The following is a 26,326-nucleotide window of genomic DNA, read 5'->3' as shown; positions in this document are numbered from 1 at the left end:
GGGCGTGTAAACGGGCCCCCCCGGCGCCGGCTCACCCCTCCAACAATCTACCCCCGCTGTTTCCCGGGCCCCGCCTTTTCCCCCGGTGTGTCGCGGGGCCAACGGCCCCCACTTCTCCCCGGTTCGGCAGGCTAACGTTCCGTTCCGAAGTAGCGGTCGCCGAAGTCGCCTATGCCCGGCATCATGTAGGCGTTCTCGTTGAGCCCCTCCTCGACGGCGGACGTCACGATCCGGACCCCGGGGTAGCGCTCGCCCACGGCGGCGATGCCCTCGGGGCAGGTGATGAAGTTGACGAAGAGGATGTGTTCCTCAGGAACGCCGAGATCGCGCAGGACCTCGATGGCCGCGAGAGCGGTGCCGCCGGTCGCCAGCATCGGGTCGAGGAGGAGGACCTGGCGTGTGGCGATGTCCTCGGGGAACGCCGTGTAGTACAGGCGCGGCTGCTTGGTCGTCCTGTCGCGCTGGATGAGGATCTTGCCGATTCTGATACCCGGGACGACGGCGCGCAGTTCGGCCTCCATGCTCTCCCCGGCACGCACGATCGGCACCCCGATCAGGTTCTCGGCGAAGCGCAGCCCCCGGTAGGTCCGGCCGACAGGCGTGGTGATGTCGCAGGGCTCGAAGGGCAGGAGGTTCAGGGCCGCCTCGGTGAGCAGGCGGATGATCCGGCCGGCGTAGAAGACGAAGTCCTCGCGGCGGGCGTCCCGGTCCCGGACGACGGTGTGCAGGGCGCGCAACTGGTCGGTCTGCGGCAGCAGATGGACGTTGGCGCCGAAGCCGTGGTGGTACGTGCTCGTGGCAGCGGCCGGCTGCGCGACGGCGGTCCTGGGCTGTGTGGCAGTGGTCATCGGAGGCTCCTCGGGTGGGGGAGGGACGGGGGAGGACGGGGAGGACGGCGCGGACGGTTCAGTCGGCCGGGGGCTTCTCGAAGGTGGCCGGGAGCTCCGGTGTGGTGGTGAACTGCCCGGCGGCGACGCGGTACACGGACCTGCCGCCCGACCGACGCCACAACTCGCGCATCACGTAGACGAGTTTGGCGTTGTGCTCCTCTTCCTCCTCGACGGCCCGCGCGATGTGCCACTCCCATTCCCGGGCCCAGCGCGGGTCGTCCAGGTCGTCCAGGGCGGTGTCGAAGAGGTTGTCGATCGCCGTCAGCTTCGACGGGGTGACGAAGTGGCCCCGGGAGAAGAGCACACCGAGAATGCCGGTCCAATAGCACCCGACCGCGCGTCGGCGCTCCTCCACCGGCAGGGCGTCCGAGATGTGCCGCATCGCGTGGAGCGCGGTGACCAGGTGCAGCAGGAGGAAGTCTCCCGGCTCGGTCAGGTAGAGGACGGTGACGAGGTGGGCGAGCTGGTCCCAACTGGCGTCGGGGTCCTGCGCGGCGATCCAGGAGGGCGTCTCGTACATCAGCGGATGGCCTTCGCCGAGCATCCGGGCGATCCGGTACTGCAGCCCGGACCGCAGCAGTTCGGGGTGGATACCGGTGCTCCTGCCGTCGACCAGGTCCTCGACCCAGGCGCCGAGCCGGGGCTGGTTCTCCTCCCAGTGGCGGGCGATGCCCAGCAGCGAGTCCCCGGGCAGGTCGGTGCCGGAACCGTCCGAGGGCAGGGCGCGCTCGGGGTGGCAGTCGACGTACGCGAAGGCCAGGTAGGCGATGCCCTCGATGGTCATCCGGCGGTTGCCGGCGTCCAGGCCCCAGCCCAGGTGGATGGTCGCGTGCTGGAGCGCACCGGCCCAGCCCGCGAGCAGGTGCGGTACGTACCGCCGCAGCAGACCCGCCATGCCCAGTTCCTGTTCGCGGCGGTCGAAGAACGCGTAGTACGCGGCGAAGTCCTGCCGCTGACCGAGGAGTTCGAGCCAGTTGTCGTCGTCGATCACGCGCTGAGGAGCCCTGGCCGGCTCCACGCGGCAGCCGTACGGGGTGAGGGCGATGTAGTTGTCGTGGTACGCCTTGATCCGGCCGGGTTCGACACCGAGGCCTGAGAGGGCGACGACGGCGTGCTTGATGTGGTTGGTGAGGTGGCCGTTGAACTCGATGTGGTAAGTGCTGTCGTCCAGGAGGCCCTCGACGGTACGGGTGTCGGCAGGGCCGCCGTCGGCCGGTCCGCCGCCGCCCGGTTCGCCGTCGGCCGGCAGGAGGGCGAGGATCTCCTCCACGACCTGGGCGAACGTGTCGGCGACGTGGGTCGGTGAGACCGCCTCCAGCTCCGCCCGCTCGTGCACCCCGTAGGTGACCGCCACGGACGCCAGACCGGCCGCCGACGCCATCTTCAGGTCGTGGGTGGTGTCGCCCACCATCACGGCGTGCTCGGGCCGGGCGCCGAGCCGTCCGAGGATCAACAGGCCCGACTCGGGGTGCGGCTTGGGGCAGGTGACGTCGTCGGCGCCGACCAGCGTGGTGATGTGGTCGCGCAGGCCGGCCGCGGTGAGCAGGGCGTCGGCGCTGGCATGGAACTTGCTCGTGGCCACCGTCACCACCACGCCCCGTCGGCGCAGTTCGGCGAGGCCCTCGGGGACGCCGGGGAAGACCAGCGAGCGGGCGCGCGGCAGGATGACGGTGCGGAACGCCTCCTGGTAGCGAGCCACGCCGTCGGCGACCGAGGGGTCGTCCTGCTCCACCCCCAGCAGCTTCCCGAACGCCTGCTCCAACGGCAGGCCGATGGTGGCCCGGACGTCCGCCGGATCCCGGGGCGCCAGGCCCATCGCCTCGAAGGCGGCGGCGAACGCCTCCACGATCGCCCGGGGCGAGTCGACGAGAGTTCCGTCCAGGTCGAACATCGCGACACGGGTCGGCACCGCCTTCGCCGTACCGGCCGGGACCGCCGGGGCCGTTGCCGGGACGGTCGGGGCCGTTGCCGGGACGGCCTCGGTCAGGGTCGTGTTCACTGGTCTTCCTCTCGTCGGAGCCGGGCGTGGGCCGCCGCGAGCCGGCCGCCGATCCGCGCGGTGTGGATGAGTACGGCGGTGTTGGCCCGTGCGGAGCGTCCCTCGGTGGCGCGGTCCACCGCGCGCATGACGTACTTCGTGACGGCGCCGCCCCGGACCCCGTCCGCCGTGGCGCCGCGCAGGGCGTCGGCGATGGCCGCCTCGACGTCCTGTTCGTCGATGGCGTCCTCCGGGCGCGTCGGGCTGGTGACGAGGACGCCGCCGGGGTTGCCCAGTGCCCAGTGGGTCTCGACGGCGCGGGCGATCACGGCCTCGTCGTCCAGACGCTGGGGGGCGCGCAGCCCGCTGGAGCGGCAGTAGAAGGCGGGGAAATCGTCGGAGCCGTGGGCGATGACGGGTACGCCGTGGGTCTCCAGGAACTCCAGGGTCAGACCGAGGTCCAGGATCTTCTTCGCTCCGGCGCAGACCACCGCCACCCTGGAGCGGGTGAACTGGATCAGATCGGAGGAGATGTCCATGGTGGTCTCGGCGCCCCGGTGGACACCGCCGATGCCGGCGGAGGAGAAGAACGGGATGCCGGCCAGCTCCGCGGCGACCAACGAGGACGCGACCGTGGTGGCGCCGGTGCCGCCCGACGCCAGGACGACCGCCAGGTCCCTGCTGCTGACCTTGGGAATGCCCGGGGTGGCGGCGAAGCGCTCGATGTCGCCGTCGGTCATCCCGACCATGATGCGGCCGTCGTCGATGCCGATGGTGGCGGGCACGGCGCCGCCGGCCCGTACCGCGTCCTCCACCTTGCGGGCGGTGGCAGCGTTGTCAGGGTACGGGAGCCCGTGAGTGATGACGTTCGATTCCAGGGCGACCACGGGGTCGCCGTCGGCGAGCGCGGTGGCCACCTCGTCGGTGAACACCAGGGGCACCGAACGGTGCCGGGGGGCGGGGATCGTCATGGGAGGGGTCCTTCTCGTCGGCTGCGGGCGGCGGTCAGTAGTTGGGCGTCTTGCGCAGCAACTCCTGCCGGGCGACGATCTCGGGGATGTAGACCCGCTCGTTCCACACGTCCTGGGCGACGGGCTCCAGGGCGATGGAGACGACGTCCTCGTTGCAGCCGAAGGCGTTGCGCACGGCGGTGGTGACCGCGGCGACCAGCTCCAGCTCCTTCTCCTCGGTGATGGGCACCGGGAAGTGCTTGATGTTGATGTGGGGCACTCCGACCTCCTGGACCATGGCTTGCGCCGGCTGGTTGTGACGGGGGGACGCGCTGGGACCGGCGGGCAGCCGGTCGTTCAGGACAGCGGCGAGCTGAGCGACGTGCGGCTCGCGCAGCAGTTCGTAGTGGCCGGCCCGCAGTTGGTGGACGGCGGGCGGCCGGGCGGAGTACCCGCCCTCGTGCTCGATGAAGGAGTAGTTGTCGTCGACGGCCCTGACCAGGGTCACCGGGGCGTCGAGACGGCGTCCGCGCAGCTCGTGGAACTCGTAGGTGAGGGAGTACGTGCGCCGTACGATGCCGGTGACCGCCCGTACCAGGTCCTCGCCGAGCCCCGGGAAGCACGCGGTGACGAAGGCGACGAAGCCGTCCTCGTCGCCGACGGTGGACAGGCACTGGTCCAGTCGCGGACCGCTGAGCGTGCCGGCGAAGACGGAGAAGAGCAGGGCGAGGAAGGCACGGTCCCCGAAGTCGGGCCGGCCGGTCGCGCCGACGGCGTCCTCGGGGCGCAGCCGCGGCTGGCCGGGAGCCACGAGGAAGAGCTGCTCCACCCGCTCGCCCGCCTGCTCCAGTTGGCGTGCGGCCTCGAAGGCGACCCGGGCGCCGAAGGAGTAACCGCACAGCAGGTAGGGGCCGTGGGGCTGGATTTCCCGGATCGCCTCGACATCGGCGGACGCCATGGCGCGGACATCGTCGTAGGGGTGCTCGCCGCGGTTGATGCCGTGGGCCTGGACACCGAGGACGGGCCGCTCCGTGCCCAGGGCCGCGGCCAGCGGACGCAGGTTCATGGGGTAGCCGCCGAGGCCCGGCCAGCAGTACAGCGGGGTGCCCCTGCCCTCGGGCTGGAGCGGCACCAGGCGGGAAGCGGGCCGGGGGGACGCGGCTTCCAGGGCCGCGGCGAGCCTTTCCACGGTGGGGGCCTCGAACAGGATCTGCAGCGGGATCGCGCCGCCGAAGTCGGCGTTCAGACGGCTGACCAGGGCCACGGCGAGCAGGGAGTTCCCGCCCAGCTCGAAGAAGTCGTCGGTGACGGAGAGCTGGTCGCGCTTGAGCACCGCCTGCCAGACGTCGCGGATCCGCCGCTCCAGCGGGGTGCGGGGGGCCATGAACGCCCGGTCTCCGACGCTCAGTTCGGTCTCCTGGGTGGCCTGCAGGGCCTTCAGGTCGATCTTGCCGTTGGCGGTCTGCGGCAGCCGGTCCAGGACGACGATCCGGTTGGGCAGCATGTAGCGGGGCAGCAGCGCGGTCAGATCCTCCTTGATCAGCTCGGCGGGCCCCTGCATGTGGACCACGTCCTCCTTCATGTCCTCGCCGTGCCACTGCGCGTCGCTGACCCGCCCGCCGACGCAGAAGTACGACGGTCCGGCGGGCAGCGCGTGGTCGGCGAGGATCCGGCCCAGCCGCTTGGCCGACGGCAGGTCGTTGCCGGACTTCGAGCTGTAGCCCGACGACATGAAGCCGAGGTGCAGGTCGTTCATCTGGAGGCGTTGGAGCCTGCGGCCCAGGTCGAGGTAGTGCCGCCACGAGGCGGCACCGGTGGCGACGAGGCTGATACCGAAGTCGGAACGTTCGTAGACCCGCTGGTTGATGGCGATGACGTGCTTCTTGAGGATCACGTCGTCGCCGACGCGGACGAGGCCGGCGCCGGTGTACCGGTACTGACCCGGCGGCAGGCCCTCGACCCGGGTGGAGTGGGCCTGGACGTAGATGTCGAGGGCGTCGGATTCCTCGGACGCGCCCTGCCGCAGCGGAAGGAGATCGAAGCTGCCCAGGTAGTGGTCCTGCGGCGCGCAGTCGAGACGGTGCCTGACGGCGGGCCGGTACTCGGCCGCGGCGATGCGCAGGCCGTGAGCCGGCAGCACCTCGTCGAACAGGCCGATCATGTGGCCCGCCTCGATCTCCAGGACCTCGCGGACGTTGTTGCGGTAGACCGGCTCGATGGCGCCGTGCTTGCCGAGGAAGTGGATCCGTACCCCGGAGGCCGTCGCCCCGTCGGCGGGGCCGACGAGCACCAGCCGGTGGTGGAGCGGGTGGTAGTAGTACAGGCCCGTGGGGAGGTCGTGCCCGCCGCCGATCTCGACGTGGAGCTGCGTGGCGTACAGGGAGCCGGGTGAGGCGTAGGCGTACTTGGGCAGCAGCCTCTGGTCGCTGAGGTGGCGGCCGAAGTTGCGCAGGATCGTGCCGAGTTCGTCACGGCCGACGACATCGGAGGCACGGGCGGACGGCTGCGGCCGGGGCCGGGGGCCGAGCAGGTGCAGGATGTCGTCCCGGGTCACCGTGGAGCCCTCGTAGAAGCGGTACGTCTTGCGGGAGAAGGCGAGGGCCCGCTGCTCGAGGGTGGCCTCGGCGCCCGGAAGGTCCACGGCCGCCCGGCCGGCCAGGTCGGCGTCGTCGCGGCAGCCGGGGTGTGCGAGCTGGGCTCTGACCTGGAGTCTGCTGTGCTTGGACTGGTGGTGGGAGCCGTGGTTGCCCTGGTCCATCAGGGCGGCTTCCTTGGGGTTGAGTTCGACGAAGGCGACGAGGTTCTGGAAGCCCGTCGCGGCGTCGTCGCGGAGCAGGACGGCCGCGGCGCGGACCCAGTCGTGCGTCTCGACGGTCTGGCGTATCTCGTCCAGTTCGACGCGGTAGCCGCGTAGCTTGACCTGGTTGTCGGCCCGTCCGACGAACTGCACCGTGCCGTCGGCGTTGACGTGGGCGAGGTCGCCGGTCCGGTAGAGGCGGGAGCCGGGCGCGTCGGAGAAGGGGTCGGCCATGAACCGGTCACCGGTCAGGTCCGGGCGGCCGAGGTAGCCGCGGGCCACCTGCGCGCCGCCGATGTACAGTTCGCCGATCTCTCCGGCGGAGACCGGCTTCCCGTCCGGTTTCAGGACGTGCAGGGAGGTGTCGTGCACGGGGGTGCCGATCGGCATGACGAGCGGACCGTCCTCCAGCGCGGCGCGGTCCACCACGAAGGACGAGGCGTTGATGGTGCACTCGGTGGGGCCGTAGAGATTGACCAGGCGGGCTTCCGGCATGGTGTCCAGGCACTGCGCGGCGAGGCTCCGGGAGAGCGCCTCGCCCCCGCTGAAGATGCGGCGCAAGGACCGGCAGGCGGGGAACTTCTCGGTGTCCAGGAGCGCCTGGAGCAGGGTGGGCACGCACTGGAGGGTCGTGACGCCGTGCCGTTGGATGGTGGCGATGATCGCCTCGGGGTCGCGGTAGACGCCCGGGGCGCCCATCACCACGGTGCTGCCGCAGGCGACGGCGAGTAATTCCCACTGCGCGGCGTCGAAACTCATGGGGGTCTTCTGCAGCACCGTTTCGTGTTCGTCGATACCGCACTCGTCGTGCAGCCATCGCATTTGGCTCACGATGCTCCGGTGCTCGACCATCACGCCCTTCGGCTTTCCTGTGCTGCCGGAGGTGTAAATGACGTACGCGAGATCGTCCGGCCGTACCTCAGGCTCCGGCCGGGCTGACCGGAGTCCTTTCTTCTCCGCCGTTTCCCATATCTCGTCGAGAGTGAGAACACCGACTCCGGCCGGAGCCAACTCCTGAAGAGTCGACCGAAGGAATTCCTGTGTGAGAACGATGTCGACGCCGGCGTCCGCCAGCATGTACGCGATTCTCTCCTCCGGGTATTCCGGGGAGAGCGGTACGTAGCAGCCGCCGGCCCACAGAATTCCCCAGGTACCCGTCAACAGGTCGAGCGACGGCTCCATGAACACGCCGACCCGGCTGTCCCGGCCCACTCCGGCCCGTCGCAGGAGCGCTCCTACAAGGGAGCTGCGCTCCGTCAGCTGGGCGAAGGTCAGGCTGTGGTGCTCGTGGACCGCGGCGATCCGGTCCGGGGTGGCCTGTGCCTGCCGGCGCAACAGGTCGGGCAGGCCGAGGGCGGCACGACGAGAGCAGGATACGGTCTCTACGCTCATGGGGGGGATTCCTTTTTCCGCGTCTTGGGAGGATGGCGTCCGTTGTTCGGACAAGACGCCGCGTCGAACTAGGCGTTCTTTCCTGGTGCGGTACTCAGAATTGCTCGTCGGCCAGTGCGGTGGGCGACCTGTGCGGAATGCGAGCAGAACTTCTGCGGATCAAATCAGAATTCCAGTGGAAGTTCTGAGCGGGCGTCGCGCAGTTCGTCGAAAATTTACCACGAAGAACCGATGCGCGCTACATCCGTGCGATACCGAATGCTATCTCCCCAAGTCATTTCCCTGCGGATATCCGGGGAAATGAAAGGTGAAATGCGGGAGATGGTTCGTTTCTGTGGAGCGTTTTTCTGCCGAGCCGGTCCGATTTAGCCGATCTGGCGGTCGCGGCCCGCGGGCACGGCGACCGCGATCTGAACCAGCGTCAGCAGCAGGACGAAGGCGAGGGGCAGTCGCCAGCCGCCGCCGTGGTCGTAGAGGACGCCGACGACGAGGGGGCCGGGAATGGACAGGGCGTAGCCGAAACTCTGCACGAAGCCGGAGAGCCGGGCGACGGTGGCGCCGTCGCGGCCCCGCATGCCGATCATCGTCAGGGCCAGCGGGAAGGAACAGTTGGCGATGCCCAGGAGCACCGCCCAGAGCCAGGGTGCGGCGGCGGGATCGAACCACAGCCCGGCGAACCCGGCGAAGCCGCACGCGCCGATCGCGACGGCGAGCCCGCTCTGGTGCCGCAGCCGGCCGGCTACGGCCGACAGCGCGAGGGACAGTGGTACCCCCAGCAGGGACGATACGGAGAACAGCAGCCCAGCGGTGCCGGCGGACAGTCCCGCGTCCCGGAAGATCTGGGGCAGCCAGCCGATGATGATGTAGGCGGAACTCGCCTGAAGTCCGAAGTACGCGGTCAGCGCCCAGGCCGTCGGGTCACGGGTGAGCCGGCCGTCGGCGACGGCCGGTGGAGCGGCCGTGCCGCCGATGTGGCCCGCGGGCGGCTCCGTCCGGCGGCGCGCCAGGATCAGCCAGGGCGGTACGGCCAGCGCCGCCAGCACCGACCAGGCGCCCAGGCCGTACCGCCAGTCGCCGCCGAACGCCTGCGTCAGAGGCACCGTCAGCGCCGCGGCGGACGAGGCTCCGACGTTCAGCGCCATGGAGTACAGGCCGGTCATCGCGCCCACCCGGTCGGGGAAGCGCTGCTTGACGACCATCGGCAACAGCACGTTGGCCACGGCGATTCCGGCCAGCGACAGCGCCGTCAGGACGACGAACAGCACCGGATCGAAGGCGAACGGCCGCAGTACGAGTCCTATGGCGAGCACCGCACCGGCGACCGCGATGACTCCGCTCGCGCCGAAGCGCCGGGCCAGCAGGGGGGCCGTCGAGCCGACCACGGCGAAACACACCGCCGGGATGGAGGTCACGAGCCCGGTCACCGAACCGCTCATGTCGAGGCTGTCCCGGACTTCCTCCAGGACGGGGCCCAGGCTGGTGACCCCGGGGCGCAGATTGAGGGCGGCCAGGACCAGCGCCACCACGGCTGTGCGGCGCACCCCGCGCAGCGTGGTGCTGGGCGGGTCCGCGGCGGAACGGGGGGTGCTCTCGTCGACCTCATCCGTTGTCATAGACCCCATCATAGAGTCATCCCATGACTCTATGTCCAGTGATTCTCGTAGAGTCATGGGATGACTCTAGGTCTGTCGTAGGCTGTGCGGCATGAACATGGATCCCGTCCGCCGCCAAGCACTGGGCGACCAAGTGATCACCCGGCTTCGCGAGCAGATCACGTCAGGCGCCTGGCCTGTCGGCAGCCGCATCCCTACCGAGACCGAACTCGTCGAACAGCTCGGCGTCGCCCGCAACACCGTGCGCGAGGCCATCCGGGCCCTGGCGCACACCGGGCTCCTGGACATCCGCCACGGTTCCGGCTCCTACGTCCAGGCCACCAGTGAACTCGCCGGCATGATGCGCAACCGCTTCGAGAAGGCCAAGACGGAGGACATCGCCGACGTCCGCAGCGCCCTTGAGGTGCGGGCCGCCCGTCTCGCCTGCCAACGCCGCACGGAGGACGACCTGGAACGGCTCGACCACGCGCTCCGGCAGCGACAGGACGCGTGGGCCGCCGGTGACCGGGTCGCCTTCGTCAACGCCGACGTGGCCTTCCATCTGGCCGTCGTCACCGCGTCCCGGAACACCGTCCTCGCCGGACTCCACGCCGACCTGGGGGAGGTCATCCGCGACTCCCTCCTGGAGCACTTCGGTGACGCGTTGCGTTCCGAGCAGTTCCAGGACCACGCGACCCTCGTCGACGCCATCCGCGACCGCGACGCCGACCGCGCGGCCCGTGAAGCCGGCTCCTACATGGACTGAGGAAACGCGATCCGTCTGCACCGCGAGGCCGACGCGCGGGGGTGCTCCGATGGCCGCCCCCGCCCCCGGCACCGACGGTGGCTTTCGCCTCCGGGCTGCCACAGCGGTGTCGCGTGTCCGGAGCGGACGATGGAGGTGCCGTCGTCCTCGAAGAACGAACCGGTCGGGCGGCCGTCGGGCAACGTGGCGAGGCGGATCGCTGTGGCCGCGCCCTGCTCGGGAGTTCGGGGCGCCTGGAAACCGGTGAAGTCGGTCGCGACCAGGCCCGGGCAGGCGGCGTTGACCAGGATGTTCGTGCCGGCGAACTGCCGGGCGTACTGCACGGTGACGGCGTTGAGGAACGACTTCGTCGGCGAGTAGGCCGCCATGATGGGGCCGATCTCGATGTCCGGGTCCTGCCGGGTCAGGGAGGCGACGGAGAGGGCCGCGCGGCCCTCGACACGACCACCGCTGCCGCTCGCCGCGCCCGCCGCGCCGGTGGCGCCGACCATCCGGGCGGCCCCCGCGACCGCCTGGTGCTGGCAGTGAAGGCCGGCGCGTCCCACGAGTTGCTGTACAGGCTCCTCGACGCCTACGAGGCCGAGCCGGACGCCGCCGAGATCGACGTGCTGCCGAGCGGCACGTGCGAGCAGGAAGGGATGCTGCGCGACGGCCGCGCCGATGTGGCGCTCATGCACGCGCCGTTCAACTCCCTCACCGGGTTCGACAGCGAGGAACTGATGACCGAGGGGCAGATCGCCATCCTGCCCACCGGGCACCCCCTCGCCGCGCACAAGACTCTGTCCGTGGCCGATGTCAGCGACATCCCCGATCTTCCGCTCGCCCGCTGGTCCCGCCACGGCACCTACCCACCCGGCCCGGGCCCCGAGATCCACGACCAGACGCAACTGGCCCAGCTGATCGCCCTCGGACGCACCCTGGCCGTCTTCCCCGACTCCGCCCGCGCCTGGCTATGGGCCGAGCACACCGCCGTCCCCCTGACCGACGCACCCCCCGTCGTCACCCACATCGCCTGGCCCGCACACAGCCACTCCCTCCCACTCGCCGGACTGGTCCGCACAGCCGCACAGCTATGACCCGCTCCGGCAGCGCGAGACCACCCTTCGCTGTCAGTGCCCTTTGGCGCGATGCCGGTATGGATTTCGACCTTGTTGCCCCTGCCGGCGTCGGCCCACCGGCGCTACGGTCGTGGCAGGCGAGGCTCAGGTCCGGTGCGGCCCCTGTTCACCTGGTGGTGTCGAGCCATGTCTGCAGAAGGTCGCAGAGCGGGGCGAGCGCGTGGTCGAGGTCCGGGAGGAGGGCGGCGGACGGCGACGGTTCGGTGAGCCAGATCCGTAGCACGGCGAGGAACGCCGCCTGCGTGGCGCCGCCGATGCTCTGGGCCATCACACCGCTCTCGGGTATGCCGTGCCGGCGGGCGACGAACGCGGTGACGGCGGCCGCCCAGCTCAGCCAGTGCGCGGACTCCTCGGACCGCAGGTCGGGCGAGGTGTCGAGGAGCGCGAAGCGTTCCATCCACAGGCTGGAGTCCTCGATGGACAACGCGAGGTTCCTGACGACGCACGTGCGCACGGCGCGCATCGTCGGCTCCGCGGGGTCTGTGGCGTCGAGCAGGTCGGAGAGGCGCCGGGTGTGGATGTCGAAGGTGCCCCAGACGATCTCCGACTTCGTCCCCCAGTAGCGGAACACGCTTGTCCGGCTCACCCCGCTCGCCTTGGCGATCATCGGGATCGTGGTCGCCGCGTAGCCGTGGTCGAGGAAGAGACGGATCGCGACGCGCTCGATGTCCTCCCGGGACGACACCGCGGGCCGACCGGGGGACCGTCGCCGCGGCGGCGGTGGAGTCGCGTGCATGCCAGTCCTGTCCCCCGCCCCTGTCAGGGGGCGAGTACATTGTGATACCCAGTACCAGAATAGAAGGCGCACCCCGTGCGGTGCTGAGGGGACCGTACTCGACGGAGAGAGGAGCCCCGTGGAACGGAAGAACGAACGGAGCCCCGGCCGGCCACACCGCCGGCGGACTCGGCGTCGGCTGACCTCGCAGTAGGCCGGTGACCCACCACGGGCCTATGACGTACCACGGGACGGACCGCTCCCGCGCTCGGCGCGGCACGGTGCGGCGCCCACAGCAAGGGAAAGAGAGAGCTCAACCATGCAACTCGACGGCAAGCGCGTCATCGTGACCGGCGGCTCCCAGGGCATCGGCGAGTCCGCCGTGCGCGCCTTCGCGCGCGAGGGCGCGCGGGTGTGGTCGTTCGACCTCGCCCCGGACGCCGGTGAGCGCGTCGCGGCCGAGGCGACGACGGAAGGTCCCGGCACGGTCACGTTCCGTCGCGCCGACATCGCCGACAAGGACGCCGTCGACGCCGCGTTCGACGAGGCCGTCGGCGTGCTCGGCGGCCTCGACGTGCTGGTCAACGTGGCCGGCCTGCAGCGCAGCTCGCTCGCGGCCGAGATCACGGACGAGCTGTGGGAGACGGTCTTCCGGGTCAACGTGCTGGGTACGATCCACACCAACCAGGCGGCCTACCGGGCCATGCGGCCGGGCGGCACGGGCGCGATCGTCAACTTCGGCTCGATGTCCGGGTTCACCGGCGAGCTCACCAACGCCACCTACGGGGCGTCGAAGGCCGCCGTCCACACCTGGACGCGCACGGTGGCCCGCGAGTGGGGACCCGACGGGATACGGGTGAACGCGGTGCTCCCGTACGTCAACACCCCGATGTTCGACAAGTACCGCGGCTCACTCGGCCCGGAGGAACTCCAGGCGTACGACGCCGAGATCGCGAAGTCGATCCCGCTCGGCGGCAAGTTCGGCGATGCCGACACCGATCTCGCACCCGTGCTGGTGTTCCTCGCGAGCGACGCGTCGCACTTCATCACCGGGCAGCTCCTGCCCGTCGACGGCGGCCTGACCAGCGTCCGCTGACGATCACCACCGGCCCCGGCGGGCCCGCCACCGCCACCGCGATGCGCTCCCGCCCGGCCACCACGTATCACCAGAGGAAGAAGAAACACCCATGAGGGCATGGCAGTTCACCGGTGTGAACGAACCCCTGCAGCTCGTCGAGCTGCCCGAACCGACCCCGGCGGCAGGCGAGATCGTACTCGCCGTCAAAGCCGCGGGAATCTGTCACAGCGACGTCAGCTTCATCGACGGCACGATCACCTCGCTGCTCGGACACATTCCGATCGTGCTCGGCCACGAGACCGCCGGGATCGTCACCGCGGTCGGTGAGGGCGTCACCGGCTTCGCCGTCGGCGACCGGGTCGGTGTCCCGGCCACCACCGAGGGACCGGGCACCGCGGTCAACGGCGGATTCGCGGAGTACTGCGCGGTCGAGGCGCGGCTCGCCGTCCACGTGCCCGAGGCCGTTGGCTTCGAACAGGCCGCACCCGCCATGGACGCGGCGCGCACGGCCTACCGCGCCGTCGAGACATTCGGACACGTCGAGGCCGGGATGAACGTCGGCATCATCGGCTTCGGCGGCCTCGGCTCGCTCGGCGCGCAGATCGCGAAGGCCGTCGGCGCCACCGTGTACGTGGCCGAGGTGAACGAGTCCGCCTGGGAGCGGGTCAGGGAACTCGGGGTCGGAGGCGTCTCCGCCGACATCCGTGACTTCGAGGACACCGGACTCGACGTCGTCATCGACTTCGCCGGGTTCGGTACGACCACCGCCTCCGCCGTCGACGCCGTCAAGCACGGTGGTCGGATCGTGCAGATCGGCCTGGCCCGTGAGACGGCCACGATCTCCATGCAGAAGATCACGATGAAGGAGATCACCCTCGTCGGGGCGTCCAACGGAGAGAAGTCCGAGGCGGAGGCCGTTCTCGGCCTCATCGCCACCGGCGGGCTGCGCTCCCACACCGTACCGATCTCGTTCGACCAGATCCCCGAGTACATCACCAAGCTCACGACCGGCGAGCTGCCCGGCCGCGCCGTCGCCCTGTTGTAATGCCTGCCGCCGCCTGACCTGGGAAGCATCAGGTCAGGCGGGAACGCGGTGCGAATGGCGCGCAGGTCAGGCGGTCCGCGACAGTGCGGTGGGGGAGGCCGGCGAGGGTGGCTGCGGCGCGCTGCCCTCACAGCCGATGGAACACCGTGAGGGCGTGCGCGATTCGGGCCGCTTCAACGAGGATCCGCTCCGGGTGATCGTTCTGACCCCTGGTACAGCATCCGGTGCAGCGCCAGGGGGCAGAACCTCGAACGTATTCCCCGTAGCGCACACCCTCGCCGGGAGTCCTGGGGAAACGATCAGCGTCTCGTGGCGACGTGCCGCCGTATCTCCACGGACCGGGAGCCCCGGCGGCGCGGCGCGAGGTGGTGCGAGGGCCGGGTCTAGGGCGTGTCTCGAAAGTCCCGCCTGGCCCGCGACGCCTGGCACGCACGCTCGCCGCGTTGTCGGAGTCGTCCACGTACGTCCGGGCCGTTGAGGGTGCCGGTCCTCCGCCTTGCGATCGCGCTCGGCATCCAAGGGAGGATTCAGTGTGCCGAGACGGAGCGAGCGGAGCGAGTGCAGTGCACCGGACGCCGCAGGCCCCGCCCTACGTGCGGACGGCGCTACTTTCGAAACACGCCCTAGAAGTCGGCCATCCAGCTGGCGGGGTCGATGAGGGCGGCAGCCGCGGGCGCGGTGCCGTTGTGGGAGCCAACGGTGTTGTCGCGGCCCGCGTTGAAGTTGTCGTCACCGGCGTACTGCACGTTCTTGCTGCCGACGATGTAGACGTTCGTGTCCGCGCCGACGGCGAGCGCCGGGGTGGCCACGGAGGCCAGGGCCGCGGCGGCGAACACGGTGAGGGTGGCCAGGGCGGGGCTGCGCAGGGATCGCTTCATGACGGTGCCTTCCGGAAGGAGCCAGGGGTTACGACGCAGAAGGTAGGGGCTGCCGGCGTGCGGCGCGCTCCGACACACAGGCGTCGGACGTCGATGGCGCCGTTCGGCGCAGACACCTCGCTCGTCTCGGTACGGTCGGCCTCGGCCGGGCCCAGGTTCGTCCGAGGTTCTGGCCGTCGCGGGGGAGCCGCCCGGGTTCTCGGCCCAGCCGGGCGGCTTCTCCCGTACCCCGGTGGCAGCACTCGTACGTCCGGGGCTGGGGCGGCAGGGAGGGGCAGCTGGTCGTCTCCAGCGCGACAGCGGGCCGTGCGGGCGATCTCGGGGCCCGGGAGAATCGCGGCAGTCACCTCGCCGGCCGCGAATCCGCTCGCCCGTGCTGTGACGACCCGGCGCCCCCGCCCCGGGGAGGTGACATCGCCCCCGCCGCATGCGGCGAAGGCCGGGCGACGCCGGGTGAGGGCTATCGCCGCGCGCTCGCCGCACGGTGGAGAAGGGGGCAGGTCCGCACGTGTTCCGCGCCGATCGGCACAAGGCGCGGCTGTGCAGCGTCGGGCAGAACGTTCTCACCTGGACACTCCCGCACCGCCGCTGGACACACCGTTGGGCGCGTAGTGGCTGGTTTCGGTCGCCGTGTGCGGTCTCTTCCGCACGTCACACCGTGCCCTGTCGGTCGACGACCATGACGTCGGTGGTGGCGGCGCGCAGGGCGGCCCACTGCAGGACGGCGAAACCGGCGACGGTCAGCGCCTGCAGGGGGATCCAGACGGCGCCGGCCGTGGTCGGTTCGAACCAGAGGGTCAGCGCGGCGATGCTGAGGACGGCCCACAGCAGATTCGCGTCGACGACGGCCTTCACGGGCGGATGGGGAGGCTGCTGACGGGTGGCGAGACAGCCGACTCCGGCACCGAACAGAGCGAGAAATACGCCGAGTCCGGCCAGAAGGGTGTCGTCGATCCCGAGCAGCCGGCCGAGCGGTCCGGACGCCGTGACGTACGCCAGTCCGTTGACACCGGTGACGAGGGCGTCGAGAGCGAGGAACCGGCGCAGCATCGTCCGCGGTTCAGTGGTGCGGGAGATACCGGCGAGCAGAGTTGCGGACATGGCGAATCGGCCTCCATCGAGGTCATACGGGCTGGTCGAGGAAACCGGTGCTCGGACGGAGTGCGTCGCCCGAGCTCCGGTACCGCAAGGGTGCCGAGTCGAGCGGGAGGCGTCGATTACGTGCGAGGTAATGGAGGCAGAGGGGTGGCCGTCCCGGCCGCGGCCCCGCCCCCGATCCCGGAAGCAGCTCGGCGGACCGTCACCTCGGCCGTTCTGCGTCCGGGAGTTCGGGGGAGGGACAGGTGTCCGCGGTGTGAGTGACGACACCGCCGTCACCAGGTCAACCATGCCCAGGCCGACCACGGCCGGCAAGCCCGCGCGCACGTCGGGGACACCGGCCCGGTCGCGCCGGCGCTCCGCCACATCGACCGGACGGCGCACGACCGCGCTGTGGGTGAGGGACCGGTTGGACGGGCTGTGGTGTGACGAGGACTTCGGCGACTGGTACCCGCACGACGGGCCGGCCTCTCGCCCGCCCGGTCGGCCACCGTCTGTGTGGTGCGGTTCCCGCCTGGCCTGTCGGACGGGCAGGCGGCCGAGGCGGTGCGGTGCCGCATCGGTTCCAAGAACTCGTCGGCACCGTCCCGCACCTGTTGGCCGGTCTGGTCGAGGGGGAGTGGGGACGCCGCTACGGCCGCCCGGTCCGCCTGGGCAAGAACCCCGCCCGGCCCGCCACGACCGCTCCCGCGCGAAGGCCGCCATCGCGAACCGTAACCCATGAGCACACACGCGTCCCAGTGCCATGACAGGCAGCGCGACGGTCACGCGGTCGTGCCTCCCGGTCAGGCGGAGGACAGCTGTTCTGCTATCTCTTTGATCCAAGCGGCGCTCTTCGCCGGGTCGTTGAGGGAATTCGCCCACTCGTCCGGGGGCAGCCGGTGGTTGGTGGGGCCTGCTTTGAGCGCGACGAGAAGCGCTCTGGCCGAGTCCCGCATCTCGGCCTTCGTGCTGCCGCTCCCGCCGATGTCCGCGCCCGCGGCCAATCCGTAGATTTTACGCGCCATGGCCTGGCGTTCCCCGTTCTCCACCTTCTTCCAGAACTTCAGGGCCTCCTTCAGCGCGTCCTCGCGGGAGGCGGGCTCCTTCGGGGTGTCGTCCGCCGCCCAGCGTTCGGGGTGGCGGGCCCCGTCGTAGCGCTTCATGCCGGCGCGGCCCGCCTTGTAGGCGGTGACGCCGAGGATGAGGCCGGCCGCACCCGCGGCGAGGCCCCAGCCGACCGGGTTGCTCGCGAGTCCGGCTCCTCCCGCTGTGGCGGCGACCGCCGTCACGATGCCGCCCGCGGCCTTGGTGGACTCGCCCACGGCGGTGAGCGCCTGCTTGCCCATCTTGTTGCGCTGCTTGCCGAGTGCGTACGTGTGCACCGTGTCCATCGTGTTCACGTCCTCGGCGCGCCGGAAGTTCGTGGCCGCGTCGCGGGCGGCGCCCATCGCCTCCCAGGCCGCGTCGATGGCCTCGGAAACACGCTCCAGCCGGTCATCGCCCTCGTTGCCCCAGTGGGCGTCCAGCGCGACATACGCCTCGGCCGCGGCCCATTCGGCATCCTGCCGCGCCTGGTTCAGCTGGCCCAGCGCCTCCTCGCCGACGCGATCGGACTTCCCGAGCCCCTTCAGGGCACGGTATTTGCGGGCCGTCAGACCGAAACGGCCCGCCGCGCGGGCGCCCTTCGCCGCGCCGACAACACTGGAGCCGATGCCGCTCGCCTCGGACACTGTCGCGGCGTTCGCCACCTTCTGGGCTTTCGTCAACTCCTTGGCGATACCGAGGGCGTAGTTTCCCGCACTGGCGGCGCCGACGACCGCGTCGGCCGTTTTGGAGTTGGCCTTCTTGTCCGCTCCGTGGAAGGCGGCCCCGTCCTTGTGCTTCTTGGCGTCCTTCTTGGCCTTGGCCGCCTCCATGCCACTGAGCAGGGCGCCGGCGGACTCCGTGACGATGTTCTCCGACGCGGCCGCGGTCCCCGAGGAAGCGGCGGAGTGCTTGAGTCCCTCATTGGCGGTGGCGGCCGCTTGCTGGGAGAAGCCCGCGTTGGCGGGGACATGGACGCCCTTGACGAAGGTGTCGATGACCTCGAGATTCTTCTTGAGCTTGTCGAGGACCGCGGCGATCCGGTCGCGATAACTCTTCGATCCGGTGGACGTGTTGCCGTTCTCCGGCGCCTTTCCTTTCGCCGTGCCCCTGGCGCGCTGCACCGCGGCGGTCGCGGCTCGGTTGCCGGCGCTGGACTGGATTTCGAGGAGGGCGCGCTCCGCCGAGTTTTCGGACGGGCTCCCGGACCGACTCCGGTCCCGGCGCTGCCGGGCCGGCGTCAGGCCGGCCGCGGACTGCCGAGTTGAGGTGCGGTAGACCGGGGTGCTCATGGACGTACCTCTCCTCTGCCGGACCAAGGCGAGTGGAAAGTATCCAGGCAGGGCTAACAGAAGGGGTGCGGCGGGAAAATTCTTCGCGGACGGCGCGGAACGAGTTGTGGCGGATCGATGGGGAGAGCAGCTCATGCTTCCCTCACCGAGTCCAGCTGAGCGAACTCGCCCGAGAGGCAAGACCTTTGCCACGACGCCGCACGACAGGGCTCAACCGATGAGCGCCTCGGTGATCTGCCTGGTGGTCTGCGTGGCAACCCGAGAGTTGACGGCAGCGTAGGAGATGTAGGCGTTCAGGCCGGTCGCCAGGGCCCAGGGCGTGTTTCGAAAGTCCCGCCTGGCCCGCGACGCCTGGCACGCACGCTCGCTGCGTTGTCGGAGTCGTCCGAGTACGTCCGGGCCATCGAGGGTGCCGATCCTCCGCCTTGCGATCGCGCTCGGCATCCCAAGGGCAATTCAGTGCGCCGAGACGGAGCGAGCGGAGCGAGTGCAGTGCACCAGACGCCGCAGGCCCGCCCTACGGGCGGACGGCGCTACTGTCGAAACACGCCCTTGCCGCGACCCCGCAGCCACCGTGGCGTCGTCCACACCGAGCACGACACGGAAGGCATCCCTGCTCGCGGCCGACATCAGGGTGAAGGCAATCGTCAGATCGCAGGCCGGGTCGCCGATTCCGAGCTCGCCGAAGTCGATGACCGCGCTGAGGCGGCCACTGACAGTCAGCAGGTTGCCGGTGTGGAAGTCGCCATGGAGCCAGACCGGCGGGTGATCCCGCCCAGGAGCGTTCACCGCCGCGTCCCACAACTCGGTCATCGACGCGCCGTCGAACGCCCCGCCGGCCGTCTCGATGGCGGCCCGCGTGGCACGTTCCCGGTCGGCCAGCCGCCGGCCGGCGAGGTCATGGCGGGTGCCCCCGTCCGGAACGCGCTCGGGCGCGAACTGCTGAAGGGCGATCAGGAACTTCGCCAGTTCTACGGCGGCTTCGGACGAATCTGCCAGCGCCTCAACGGTCGCCACTTCGCGGTCCAGCCAGCGGGACACCGCCCATGGCCATGGATGGCCGAAGCCGGGTCCTCCCACCACCACCGGTACCGGGATGGCCAGGGGCAGGTGCGGGGCAAGCCGGGGCAGCCACTCAAACTCTTTTCCGGCCTGCCCGGCTGCCCCTCCGTGGCGGGGCAGCCGGACGGACAGCTCGTCCCCCAGCCGGTAGATCACATGGTCCGAACCGGCCGGATCGAGCAGTCCCAGAGGCAGATCGGCCCACTGCGGGAACTGCTTGTCGACCAGGCGCCTGACCAGTACGGCATCGATCGTGGGGCGGGCATCCGGGATCTTCCCCGTCACCAACGGCAACTCCTGAGGTCGGCCCGCTCCATGCGGCAGGCAGCCGGAGCCATCACAGTGCACCGCGCCCTCGTCTGGCGGCCGAATTCCCCGACCCACCGGGCGTGGGGAGCTGAACGACAAGCTCAGCAACCGCTGCGCGAGATGGAGTTCGTCGGGAGCGCGGTCGCTGGGGGTGCGGACACCCGCTCGATGCCCCGAATCATCGCGAGCGAGGCGCCCGAGACCCATGAGGGGACCGCCCGCGTCATACGGCGGGCACAGAGCGGGTAGCGGTGCGGTACGCGGTGTGCGTGCGGGCGGAAGCCGTGTGAGCTCCTCGGGGCGATTGCTCGCACCGTACCCGCGCGGGCGGACCTCGGTGACGGGACGCAGGCGGCGCACCGGGACGGTTCAGCGCACGATGCCGAGGAGATCGTGCAGGCCGTCGATTCGCCAGTCGGCCTCAGCGGCCTCCGGCGCGTCGGCCCAGAGATGCCCCCACGGGCCGCGGCGCAGATGGACGGTCAGCAGGCCCGCCTGCTTCGCCGGGCCGATGTCGTTCGCCGGCCGGGAGCGAAAACGTCACCGAGTCGCAGCTACGGAGCATCGCAACCGAAGGAGGGGTACTTCACCAACAAGGCCGGCTGGTCGAGTTCACGAGGCGGGGTGGCGGTCGAGCGGGCGGCCTGTGATCCGTCCGGATTACGGCTCGGGGGTGAGCCGTAGTCCGGTGACGGTCAGGGTTCCGGCGGGGATGACGTAGCAAACGATCACTCGCAACACGAACGGCTTCACGCCGGTCCGGTCGGCTCAGGAGCAACTTGTCGCCGAGTGCAGCGAAGCCGGCTGCGAGGTCGGGCGGGGGGCGGCCTCGCAGGAAAGGCCGCAGGACGGATTTCTGCTCAGGCCTGCGACGCGTACCGCTCCGCCGCAGGCCTGACCCTTCATCCGCTGGGTACCGCGAGGCGGGAACAGGCGCGGAGCTGTCTGCGTGACGGCCCGTTCACGAGTCTGTCGGCGCTGCCTGCTGCACGACCTCGAAGGACCACAGGGTGGAACCGCTCGCGGCCGGCTTGGGCCGTTCACCGCTGTCCGCGCCACCGCCCTGGTGAGCCGCTTTCATGGGGCCTTCCATCCAGGCCTGGAAGGACTCCTCGTCCTGCCACCGCGTGTAGACGAGGTAGTTGTCGGTGCCTTCCACGGGTCGCAGGAGTTCGAACCACTCGAACCCGTCGGAGTTCTCGACGGCATGGGCACGGGAGGCGAAGCGCTTCTCCAGCGTCTCGCGCTGCTCGGAGGGGACAGTCAGTACGTTGATCTTGACTACGCTCATGGACCCCATCCTGCCGCACGGCGGGCGGCAGGCGAGGAGCGGCTCGTGCATGCCGCGGTTTCGCGGTCTGAAATCCGCACCGGCTCCGGGCACGTGACAGGCCCCGCGATTTCGTGTCGGCCGTTGGCGTTGGCGGAGGGCCGGCCAGGATCGGCCTGGTCCGTGGCTTGCCAGGTCCCCTGGCCAGGGCGCGGCTTCAGGGAATGAGGACGACCTTGCCCCGGACGGTGCGCGACTCGGCCAGCTTCATCGCCTCGCTGACCTCCGTGAGGGGGAAGCGGGCGCCGATCTCGGCGGTCAGGACCCCGTCGTCGAGCAGGCCGAGGACCGTGCTCATGTCCTGGTGCAGGCGGGCGCGGAAGCGGGCCGGGCGCAGCCGCTTGCCGCCCCAGACGTCGTAGAAGGCGGTGCGGCGCCCCTTGTTGGGGAGCACGGTCCACAGGGTCAGGCGGGCCAGGTGGGAGAGGAACTGAGGCACCAGGGCCCCGGTGCCCTGCGCCGCGGCGGAGATGGCGTAGCTGACCAGGGTCCCGCCGGGCGCCAGGAGCTGCCAGGAGCGGCGCAGGGTGGCCCCACCGATGTTGTCGAACACCGCGTCCACGCCGCCCGGCGCGAGTTCCCGCACCCGGGCGGTCAGGGCGTCGGGGTCGGCGTAGTCGACCGGCTCGACGCCGAGGGCGCGCAGGGCTTCGTGGTGTCGCGGTGAGGCGGCGCCGATCACCCTCACCCCTGCGTGCCGGGCGAGCTGGGCGAGAACGGTGCCGACGCCGCCGTTGGCGCCGTGCACCAGGACGGTCTGGCCGCGGCGGACCTGGGCCTTGCGGTGCAGCATCCCCCACGCGGTCAGCCCGTTGACGACGACGGTCTCGGCCTCGGCCGGCCCCACCCCGGCCGGTACGGGGACCAGCATGTCGGCGGACAGCACCGCGTGGGTGGTCCAGCCGCCGGTCTTGGTGAGCGCGGCCACGCGCTTTCCGAGGAGTGCTGCGTCGACGCCCGGCCCCACGGCGGCGACCGTGCCCACGAGGTCGTAGCCGGGTACGAAGGGGAACTTCGGCTGGCCCGGGTAGCGCCCTCGTCGCATGCCCTGCTCGGCGAAGGAGACCCCGCTCGCCTCCACGCGGACCAGTACCTGCCCTGCGGTGGGGTTCGGGACAGGCCGCCGACGGGTGATCAGGCCGTCGGGCTCGACGAGTCCCGGCAGCACGATCTCGGTGGCGGTCTCCGTGCTCGCGGTCTCCGAACGCGACTGCATCTGACTGTTCATGGCCCACGTCCCTTGTTCCGCCTGAGCGGTCCGCTTGTTCTGCTGTTCCGCCGAGCATCTTGTAGATGCCATCAGCAAAGTTAATAGCCATCACAGTATGGATGCCTCGTTATGATGTCAAGGCGATTACAAAGCGAATGGGTGATGCGGGTGGCGGCAGGGGCGGTCGGGCCAACCCGGCGCGAGCAGCGGCGCGAACAGACGCTGCGGGAGATCAAGGACCTGGCGATGGAGCAGATCGCCACCGGGGGCCCGGAGGCGGTCTCCCTCAACGGCATCGCGCGGACCATGGCCATGTCCCCGGCAGCCATCTACCGGTACTTCGACAACCGTGACGCGCTGCTGGCCGACCTTGTCGTGGAGGCCTACGGCTCCCTTGCCGATGCCGTCGAAGCCGCCGGCCGGCGCCCCGGGGCGCCGACGCGCCGGCTCACCGCGGTGGCCACGGCCTTCCGGACCTGGGCCCTGGAGCACCCGAACCCCTACCGGCTGATCTTCCAGACCACCAGCGGATCGGGCCAGGACCTCGCCCCCGAGCGCACGATCCCGGCCGCCTCACGCACCATGACCGCCCTGCTGGAAGCCCTGCTCCCCCTCGTGGACACCGCGGCCGGCAGCGACGATCCGGACGGGTTCGATCCCGCGCTACGTGAGCAGGTCCTCGCGTGGTCCGGGCGGCTCGCCATGCCGGACCTGCCGGTGCGGGTCCTGGCCCTGGGACTGCTGTGCTGGACCCGGCTGCACGGAGTGATCAGCCTGGAACTCGGCCACCACCTGGCCTCCACCGGAATCGACCCCGGCCTGCTGTACCAGGCGGAGATCGACACACTCATCCACCACTCCGTCCACCCTCGATCACCGACGGGTTGACCTGACGCCGTGACGTCTCCGTGTGAGTGTCCGTCGGCGCGGTCCGACGCGTCCGTACCCCCGTTCTGCCCAAGCGGTGAGGACCCGCGCGAGCGCGGCCGGTGGAAGGCGTCGGCGGTCGACGACAGCCACGCACGGGCCCTCAAGTACCTCGCCGACGAACGAGCCGGCCGCGTCCAGGGCTTGCCTCAAAGCCAGTTGCCCTGTCGCGCCCCTTGCCCGGCCCTGCCTGGCGGCCCGGCCGGGCAGGGGGCCGAAAACGCGTCGCCCCTGCTCGCCTCGCCAGGTACGGTCGACGGATTGTTCTCACTGCGGGAGCCCACGGGATTCGCGCGCGGTCACCCTGGCAGATCCCCGACCGAGAGTGGGTTTCGTCAATGGCATGCCGCATCAGTGAGCTCGTGCTCAAATGCCACGACCCCGAGGCGCTCGCGCGGTTCTGGTGCGAGGTTCTGGACTTCACGGTCCTCGATCGCGAGACGGAGGGCTGCGTCGAGATAGGGCCGCGCGAAGGGTTCGGCGGCGCGCAGCCGACGATCTTCCTCATCCGCAACGACGAGCCGAGGAACGGGAATCTCCGGCTGCACATCGACGTCAATGCCACCGACCGCGATCAGGACGCCGAGCTCGAACGCCTGCTGGCCGCCGGGGCGGAACTCGTCGACATCGGTCAGCCGGGGGAGGCGTCCTGGCACGTCCTTGCCGATCCCGAAGGCAATGAGTTCTGTCTGCTCAAGAGCCGCCTTGCCGCACTCTGACCGCACGCGTCGGCAATGTGGGCCCGCGGCGGCAAAAAGCCGTCGCGACGCCCCGTACAGGGCTGGTAGTAATCGATGATGTCGACTGACGCCCTTGAACCGATGGAACATCTCTTCGTCGAACGAGCCTGCGAGAGGCTGATCGTCGAGTTCGTACGCCGCCTTGACCTGGGAGACCCGAGCAGTGTCGCGGACCTCTTCACGCCTGACGGGGTGTGGGAGTGGCCTCACGGAGACCGCAGAGTGGAGGGGCGTGAGGCGCTTCGCAGTTACTTCGGTTCGCGACCCCAGGACCGGCTGTCACGCCGTATGTCCACGAACATCCTGGTCACGGTGGATTCTGCGTCGGCGGCCACTGCCACCTCATACTTCGCCACTTACCGGGTCGACGGCCATACCGGCGGCATGGTGCCCCCGAGGCATCCCGCGAACGTGGGCCACTACGAGGACACGTTCCGGAAGGTCGAGGGCACCTGGCTCCTCGCCGGCCGAGTCACCCACCTGCCCTTCGGCGGGGACACGGAGCGTCTGAGCCACCCCGACCGGTCCTGACCGCGGGGCCCAACCCGGCCACGTCCACCCGCCGCCGTCGCGCCACCCGCCGCCGTCGCGCCGGCCGGCGGCTTCACCGCGAACCCACGGATCCAACTTCGCGAGGCCCCGCGACAGAGGCTCGGGCTCCCGCCCGAGAAGCCTTCAGTCGCTGCTCCGGTTGATTTCCATCCGTCGTAGTGACGGCACGAGCAACGGCATGAGCATCGCCGCCGCCGCCACCCCGCCGCCGGTGACGGCGACCGCCGCCGTCCCGAACGCCGCAGCGAGGATCGGCACGGACAGTTGGCCGACGGGGATGGACGAGAAGGACAAGCATTCGTCGTAGGCGCCGACCCGGGAGAGCAGCCGTTCCGGGACATGCGTGTAATTCACGGTCTCCCACACGACGGTGAAGAATTCGCCGACCACTCCCGACACGAACGCGGCCACGGCCAGCCAGACCATGTGCGCACCGGTGCCGAGGAGGATCATCGGGACGGCGGCCAAGGCCATCGAGGCCAGGGCAGGCACCATCGGTCGCCGCATGGTCAGCTTCACCATGATCACGCTGGCCAGCAGCGCCCCGACGCCGCGGGAGCTCAGTACCAGGCCCCAGCCCTCGGCACCGATGGTGTCGTTCGCGATCACCGGGCCGAGGATCTGCCAGATGCCCACATTGGCGGCGTTGAAGACGGCGAAGGCCAGCGTGACCGTCCAGATCCACGGCTTGGAGCTGAAGTAGTCCCAGCCCTGCCGCAGTTCGTCGAGCATCGTCGGGCCGCCCTCGGCGCGCGGCTCAAGGCTGGGCAGGGAGATCCGGGAGAAGAACGCAGCCGCCAGGAGGAAGGCCGCGGCGTCGGCGGCGATCGCCCAGCCGCCTCCGACGGAGACGGTCAGCAGGCCGGCGGCGGTCGGGCCGAGGATCCGAGTGGTGTTCTTGACGGAGGCCAGCAGGGAACTGGCCTTCTGGAAACCACGCCCCGCCACCAGATTCGGGACGATGCCGCGCAGCGCGGGCGTGGTCAGTCCCTGGAAGGTGCCGTTGAGGGCGGACAGTGGAAGCAGCAGCGCCGGGTTCTGGTGGGTGAGGAGGAGAACCGCCACGGCGGCCTGGCTGAGGCCGGCGCCCAGGCTGGTGAGGCGCAGCACGGTGTCGCGGCGGTAGCGGTCGGCGATGCCGCCGCCGAGGATCATCGTGGCGATCATGGGGACCATCGAGGCGGCGGCGACCGCGGACAGCCAGGTGGCGCTGTCGGTGACCTCCAGGACGCCGAAGGCCAGGGCGACGGGCGACATGGCGTTGCCGGCCATGGAGATCGAGCGGCCGGCGAAGAACCACCGGAAGGCGGGGGAACGGAAGGGGTGTTCAGCCGCGAGGCCGGTGCCGGATACCGGCGTTCCGGCGTTTTCGGACGGCTCGGTCTCCCGGCCTTCGGTCGCATCTGTCTCGGGCACGAGGGGCCACACTGCCAGCGCGTACCGGATGCATCAAGTGGTTTCCGGAGAGCGGCCGAATCACCTGCCGGCCGCGGTCCCCGCGAGCACCGGACCGTGTCCAGTACGATGCCGGCCCGAACGGTC

18 protein-coding genes and 5 pseudogenes are annotated in these 26,326 nt (G+C 70.4%); 8 read left to right on the top strand and 15 right to left on the bottom strand.

What is annotated here, in order from left to right; genetic code table 11:
• Positions 1-131 precede the first annotated feature (131 nt).
• From upp to ACFXPL_RS15170, 5 genes are all read right to left on the bottom strand, one after another.
• Entirely contained in the window at positions 132-848 is a 717-nt protein-coding gene (gene upp, locus ACFXPL_RS15190; RefSeq protein ID WP_384918245.1) for a uracil phosphoribosyltransferase, read from the bottom strand.
• 58 nt (positions 849-906) lie between these two features.
• Positions 907-2,889 carry an HAD-IA family hydrolase gene (locus tag ACFXPL_RS15185; RefSeq protein WP_384918242.1) on the bottom strand — a complete coding sequence of 661 codons (1,983 nt, stop codon included), beginning with the start codon at positions 2,887-2,889 and terminating at the stop codon, positions 907-909.
• A complete protein-coding gene (locus ACFXPL_RS15180; protein ID WP_384918239.1) occupies positions 2,886-3,839 on the bottom strand; it encodes a pseudouridine-5'-phosphate glycosidase in 954 nt (317 codons plus the stop codon). Before ACFXPL_RS15180 ends, ACFXPL_RS15185 begins: the two co-directional genes overlap by 4 nt.
• A gap of 34 nt (positions 3,840-3,873) precedes the next feature.
• Entirely contained in the window at positions 3,874-8,007 is a 4,134-nt protein-coding gene (locus ACFXPL_RS15175) for an amino acid adenylation domain-containing protein (protein WP_384918236.1), read from the bottom strand.
• 365 nt (positions 8,008-8,372) lie between these two features.
• Positions 8,373-9,620: a CynX/NimT family MFS transporter gene (locus ACFXPL_RS15170; RefSeq protein WP_384918233.1), complete on the bottom strand. Its 1,248-nt coding sequence runs from the start codon at positions 9,618-9,620 to the stop codon at positions 8,373-8,375.
• A 91-nt stretch (positions 9,621-9,711) separates the two neighbouring features.
• Between ACFXPL_RS15170 and ACFXPL_RS15165 the strand changes: the two genes are divergently transcribed.
• Positions 9,712-10,365, top strand: a complete 654-nt coding sequence (locus ACFXPL_RS15165) for a FadR/GntR family transcriptional regulator (RefSeq protein ID WP_384918230.1) — start codon at positions 9,712-9,714, stop codon at positions 10,363-10,365.
• A gap of 137 nt (positions 10,366-10,502) precedes the next feature.
• On the opposite strand, the pseudogene ACFXPL_RS15160 reads toward ACFXPL_RS15165, so the two are convergent.
• Positions 10,503-10,784 (bottom strand): annotated as a pseudogene (locus ACFXPL_RS15160) (SDR family NAD(P)-dependent oxidoreductase); the annotation flags it as partial.
• Here ACFXPL_RS15160 and ACFXPL_RS15155 point away from each other — a divergent pair.
• Positions 10,785-11,441 (top strand): annotated as a pseudogene (locus tag ACFXPL_RS15155) (LysR substrate-binding domain-containing protein); the annotation flags it as partial.
• A 148-nt stretch (positions 11,442-11,589) separates the two neighbouring features.
• On the opposite strand, the gene ACFXPL_RS15150 reads toward ACFXPL_RS15155, so the two are convergent.
• Entirely contained in the window at positions 11,590-12,168 is a 579-nt protein-coding gene (locus ACFXPL_RS15150) for a TetR family transcriptional regulator (protein ID WP_384918227.1), read from the bottom strand.
• Between the two features lie 349 nt (positions 12,169-12,517).
• On the opposite strand from ACFXPL_RS15150, the gene ACFXPL_RS15145 reads away from it, so the two are divergent.
• Positions 12,518-13,294 carry an SDR family NAD(P)-dependent oxidoreductase gene (locus tag ACFXPL_RS15145; protein ID WP_384918224.1) on the top strand — a complete coding sequence of 259 codons (777 nt, stop codon included), beginning with the start codon at positions 12,518-12,520 and terminating at the stop codon, positions 13,292-13,294.
• A 91-nt stretch (positions 13,295-13,385) separates the two neighbouring features.
• Positions 13,386-14,321: a zinc-binding dehydrogenase gene (locus ACFXPL_RS15140; RefSeq protein ID WP_384918222.1), complete on the top strand. Its 936-nt coding sequence runs from the start codon at positions 13,386-13,388 to the stop codon at positions 14,319-14,321.
• Between the two features lie 623 nt (positions 14,322-14,944).
• Here the strand turns inward: ACFXPL_RS15140 and ACFXPL_RS15135 are convergent.
• Both ACFXPL_RS15135 and ACFXPL_RS15130 read right to left on the bottom strand, forming a co-directional pair.
• The gene (locus ACFXPL_RS15135; protein WP_384918218.1) at positions 14,945-15,199 is read right to left on the bottom strand and encodes a hypothetical protein; all 255 of its coding nucleotides are present in this window, start codon (positions 15,197-15,199) and stop codon (positions 14,945-14,947) included.
• 651 nt (positions 15,200-15,850) lie between these two features.
• On the bottom strand, positions 15,851-16,300 hold the full coding sequence (locus ACFXPL_RS15130; protein WP_384918215.1) for a hypothetical protein: 450 nt from the start codon (positions 16,298-16,300) through the stop codon (positions 15,851-15,853).
• Positions 16,301-16,618: 318 nt separating this feature from the next.
• Between ACFXPL_RS15130 and ACFXPL_RS15125 the strand changes: the two are divergent.
• Positions 16,619-16,726: pseudogene (locus tag ACFXPL_RS15125) on the top strand (hypothetical protein); the annotation flags it as partial.
• 356 nt (positions 16,727-17,082) lie between these two features.
• Here ACFXPL_RS15125 and ACFXPL_RS15120 read toward each other — a convergent pair.
• The 5 genes and pseudogenes from ACFXPL_RS15120 to ACFXPL_RS15100 all read right to left on the bottom strand — a co-directional run bounded on the left by ACFXPL_RS15120 (position 17,083) and on the right by ACFXPL_RS15100 (position 22,583).
• Positions 17,083-18,654, bottom strand: a complete 1,572-nt coding sequence (locus tag ACFXPL_RS15120; RefSeq protein WP_384918212.1) for a hypothetical protein — start codon at positions 18,652-18,654, stop codon at positions 17,083-17,085.
• A gap of 554 nt (positions 18,655-19,208) precedes the next feature.
• Positions 19,209-20,001: pseudogene (locus ACFXPL_RS15115) on the bottom strand (aminoglycoside phosphotransferase family protein); the annotation flags it as partial.
• Positions 20,002-20,394: 393 nt separating this feature from the next.
• Positions 20,395-20,550 (bottom strand): annotated as a pseudogene (locus ACFXPL_RS15110) (HAD family hydrolase); the annotation flags it as partial.
• A 436-nt stretch (positions 20,551-20,986) separates the two neighbouring features.
• Positions 20,987-21,316, bottom strand: a complete 330-nt coding sequence (locus tag ACFXPL_RS15105; protein WP_384918209.1) for an antibiotic biosynthesis monooxygenase family protein — start codon at positions 21,314-21,316, stop codon at positions 20,987-20,989.
• Positions 21,317-21,512: 196 nt separating this feature from the next.
• Positions 21,513-22,583 carry a medium chain dehydrogenase/reductase family protein gene (locus tag ACFXPL_RS15100; RefSeq protein WP_384918206.1) on the bottom strand — a complete coding sequence of 357 codons (1,071 nt, stop codon included), beginning with the start codon at positions 22,581-22,583 and terminating at the stop codon, positions 21,513-21,515.
• A 144-nt stretch (positions 22,584-22,727) separates the two neighbouring features.
• Here ACFXPL_RS15100 and ACFXPL_RS15095 point away from each other — a divergent pair, with 144 nt between their 5' ends.
• The 3 genes from ACFXPL_RS15095 to ACFXPL_RS15085 all read left to right on the top strand — a co-directional run bounded on the left by ACFXPL_RS15095 (position 22,728) and on the right by ACFXPL_RS15085 (position 24,763).
• Complete coding sequence (locus tag ACFXPL_RS15095) at positions 22,728-23,453, top strand: TetR/AcrR family transcriptional regulator (RefSeq protein ID WP_384918203.1); 726 nt, start codon at positions 22,728-22,730, stop codon at positions 23,451-23,453.
• Between the two features lie 377 nt (positions 23,454-23,830).
• The gene (locus ACFXPL_RS15090) at positions 23,831-24,211 is read left to right on the top strand and encodes a VOC family protein (protein WP_384918200.1); all 381 of its coding nucleotides are present in this window, start codon (positions 23,831-23,833) and stop codon (positions 24,209-24,211) included.
• Between the two features lie 78 nt (positions 24,212-24,289).
• Positions 24,290-24,763 carry a nuclear transport factor 2 family protein gene (locus ACFXPL_RS15085; protein WP_384918433.1) on the top strand — a complete coding sequence of 158 codons (474 nt, stop codon included), beginning with the start codon at positions 24,290-24,292 and terminating at the stop codon, positions 24,761-24,763.
• A 144-nt stretch (positions 24,764-24,907) separates the two neighbouring features.
• Here ACFXPL_RS15085 and ACFXPL_RS15080 read toward each other — a convergent pair whose 3' ends face one another.
• Positions 24,908-26,200, bottom strand: a complete 1,293-nt coding sequence (locus ACFXPL_RS15080; protein WP_384918197.1) for an MFS transporter — start codon at positions 26,198-26,200, stop codon at positions 24,908-24,910.
• Positions 26,201-26,326: the final 126 nt, after the last annotated feature.

Origin of the sequence: Streptomyces sp. NPDC059092, from assembly GCF_042756365.1 — a bacterium.
GTDB lineage: Bacteria > Actinomycetota > Actinomycetes > Streptomycetales > Streptomycetaceae > Streptomyces.
Note: the sequence above shows the minus strand (reverse complement) of the source record. Positions and strands in the feature narration are given on the sequence as shown.

What these genes read in the sequence shown, in the direction of transcription:
- ACFXPL_RS15095 (WP_384918203.1), top strand. Translation starts at nt 22,728, where the DNA reads ATGCGGGTGGCGGCAGGGGCGGTCGGGCCAACCCGGCGCGAGCAGCGG.
- ACFXPL_RS15180 (WP_384918239.1), bottom strand. Translation starts at nt 3,839, where the DNA reads ATGACGATCCCCGCCCCCCGGCACCGTTCGGTGCCCCTGGTGTTCACC.
- ACFXPL_RS15085 (WP_384918433.1), top strand. Translation starts at nt 24,290, where the DNA reads ATGTCGACTGACGCCCTTGAACCGATGGAACATCTCTTCGTCGAACGA.
- ACFXPL_RS15140 (WP_384918222.1), top strand. Translation starts at nt 13,386, where the DNA reads ATGAGGGCATGGCAGTTCACCGGTGTGAACGAACCCCTGCAGCTCGTC.
- ACFXPL_RS15170 (WP_384918233.1), bottom strand. Translation starts at nt 9,620, where the DNA reads ATGACAACGGATGAGGTCGACGAGAGCACCCCCCGTTCCGCCGCGGAC.
- ACFXPL_RS15165 (WP_384918230.1), top strand. Translation starts at nt 9,712, where the DNA reads ATGAACATGGATCCCGTCCGCCGCCAAGCACTGGGCGACCAAGTGATC.
- ACFXPL_RS15135 (WP_384918218.1), bottom strand. Translation starts at nt 15,199, where the DNA reads ATGAAGCGATCCCTGCGCAGCCCCGCCCTGGCCACCCTCACCGTGTTC.
- ACFXPL_RS15130 (WP_384918215.1), bottom strand. Translation starts at nt 16,300, where the DNA reads ATGTCCGCAACTCTGCTCGCCGGTATCTCCCGCACCACTGAACCGCGG.
- ACFXPL_RS15090 (WP_384918200.1), top strand. Translation starts at nt 23,831, where the DNA reads ATGGCATGCCGCATCAGTGAGCTCGTGCTCAAATGCCACGACCCCGAG.
- ACFXPL_RS15100 (WP_384918206.1), bottom strand. Translation starts at nt 22,583, where the DNA reads ATGAACAGTCAGATGCAGTCGCGTTCGGAGACCGCGAGCACGGAGACC.
- ACFXPL_RS15120 (WP_384918212.1), bottom strand. Translation starts at nt 18,654, where the DNA reads ATGAGCACCCCGGTCTACCGCACCTCAACTCGGCAGTCCGCGGCCGGC.
- upp (WP_384918245.1), bottom strand. Translation starts at nt 848, where the DNA reads ATGACCACTGCCACACAGCCCAGGACCGCCGTCGCGCAGCCGGCCGCT.
- ACFXPL_RS15145 (WP_384918224.1), top strand. Translation starts at nt 12,518, where the DNA reads ATGCAACTCGACGGCAAGCGCGTCATCGTGACCGGCGGCTCCCAGGGC.
- ACFXPL_RS15105 (WP_384918209.1), bottom strand. Translation starts at nt 21,316, where the DNA reads ATGAGCGTAGTCAAGATCAACGTACTGACTGTCCCCTCCGAGCAGCGC.
- ACFXPL_RS15175 (WP_384918236.1), bottom strand. Translation starts at nt 8,007, where the DNA reads ATGAGCGTAGAGACCGTATCCTGCTCTCGTCGTGCCGCCCTCGGCCTG.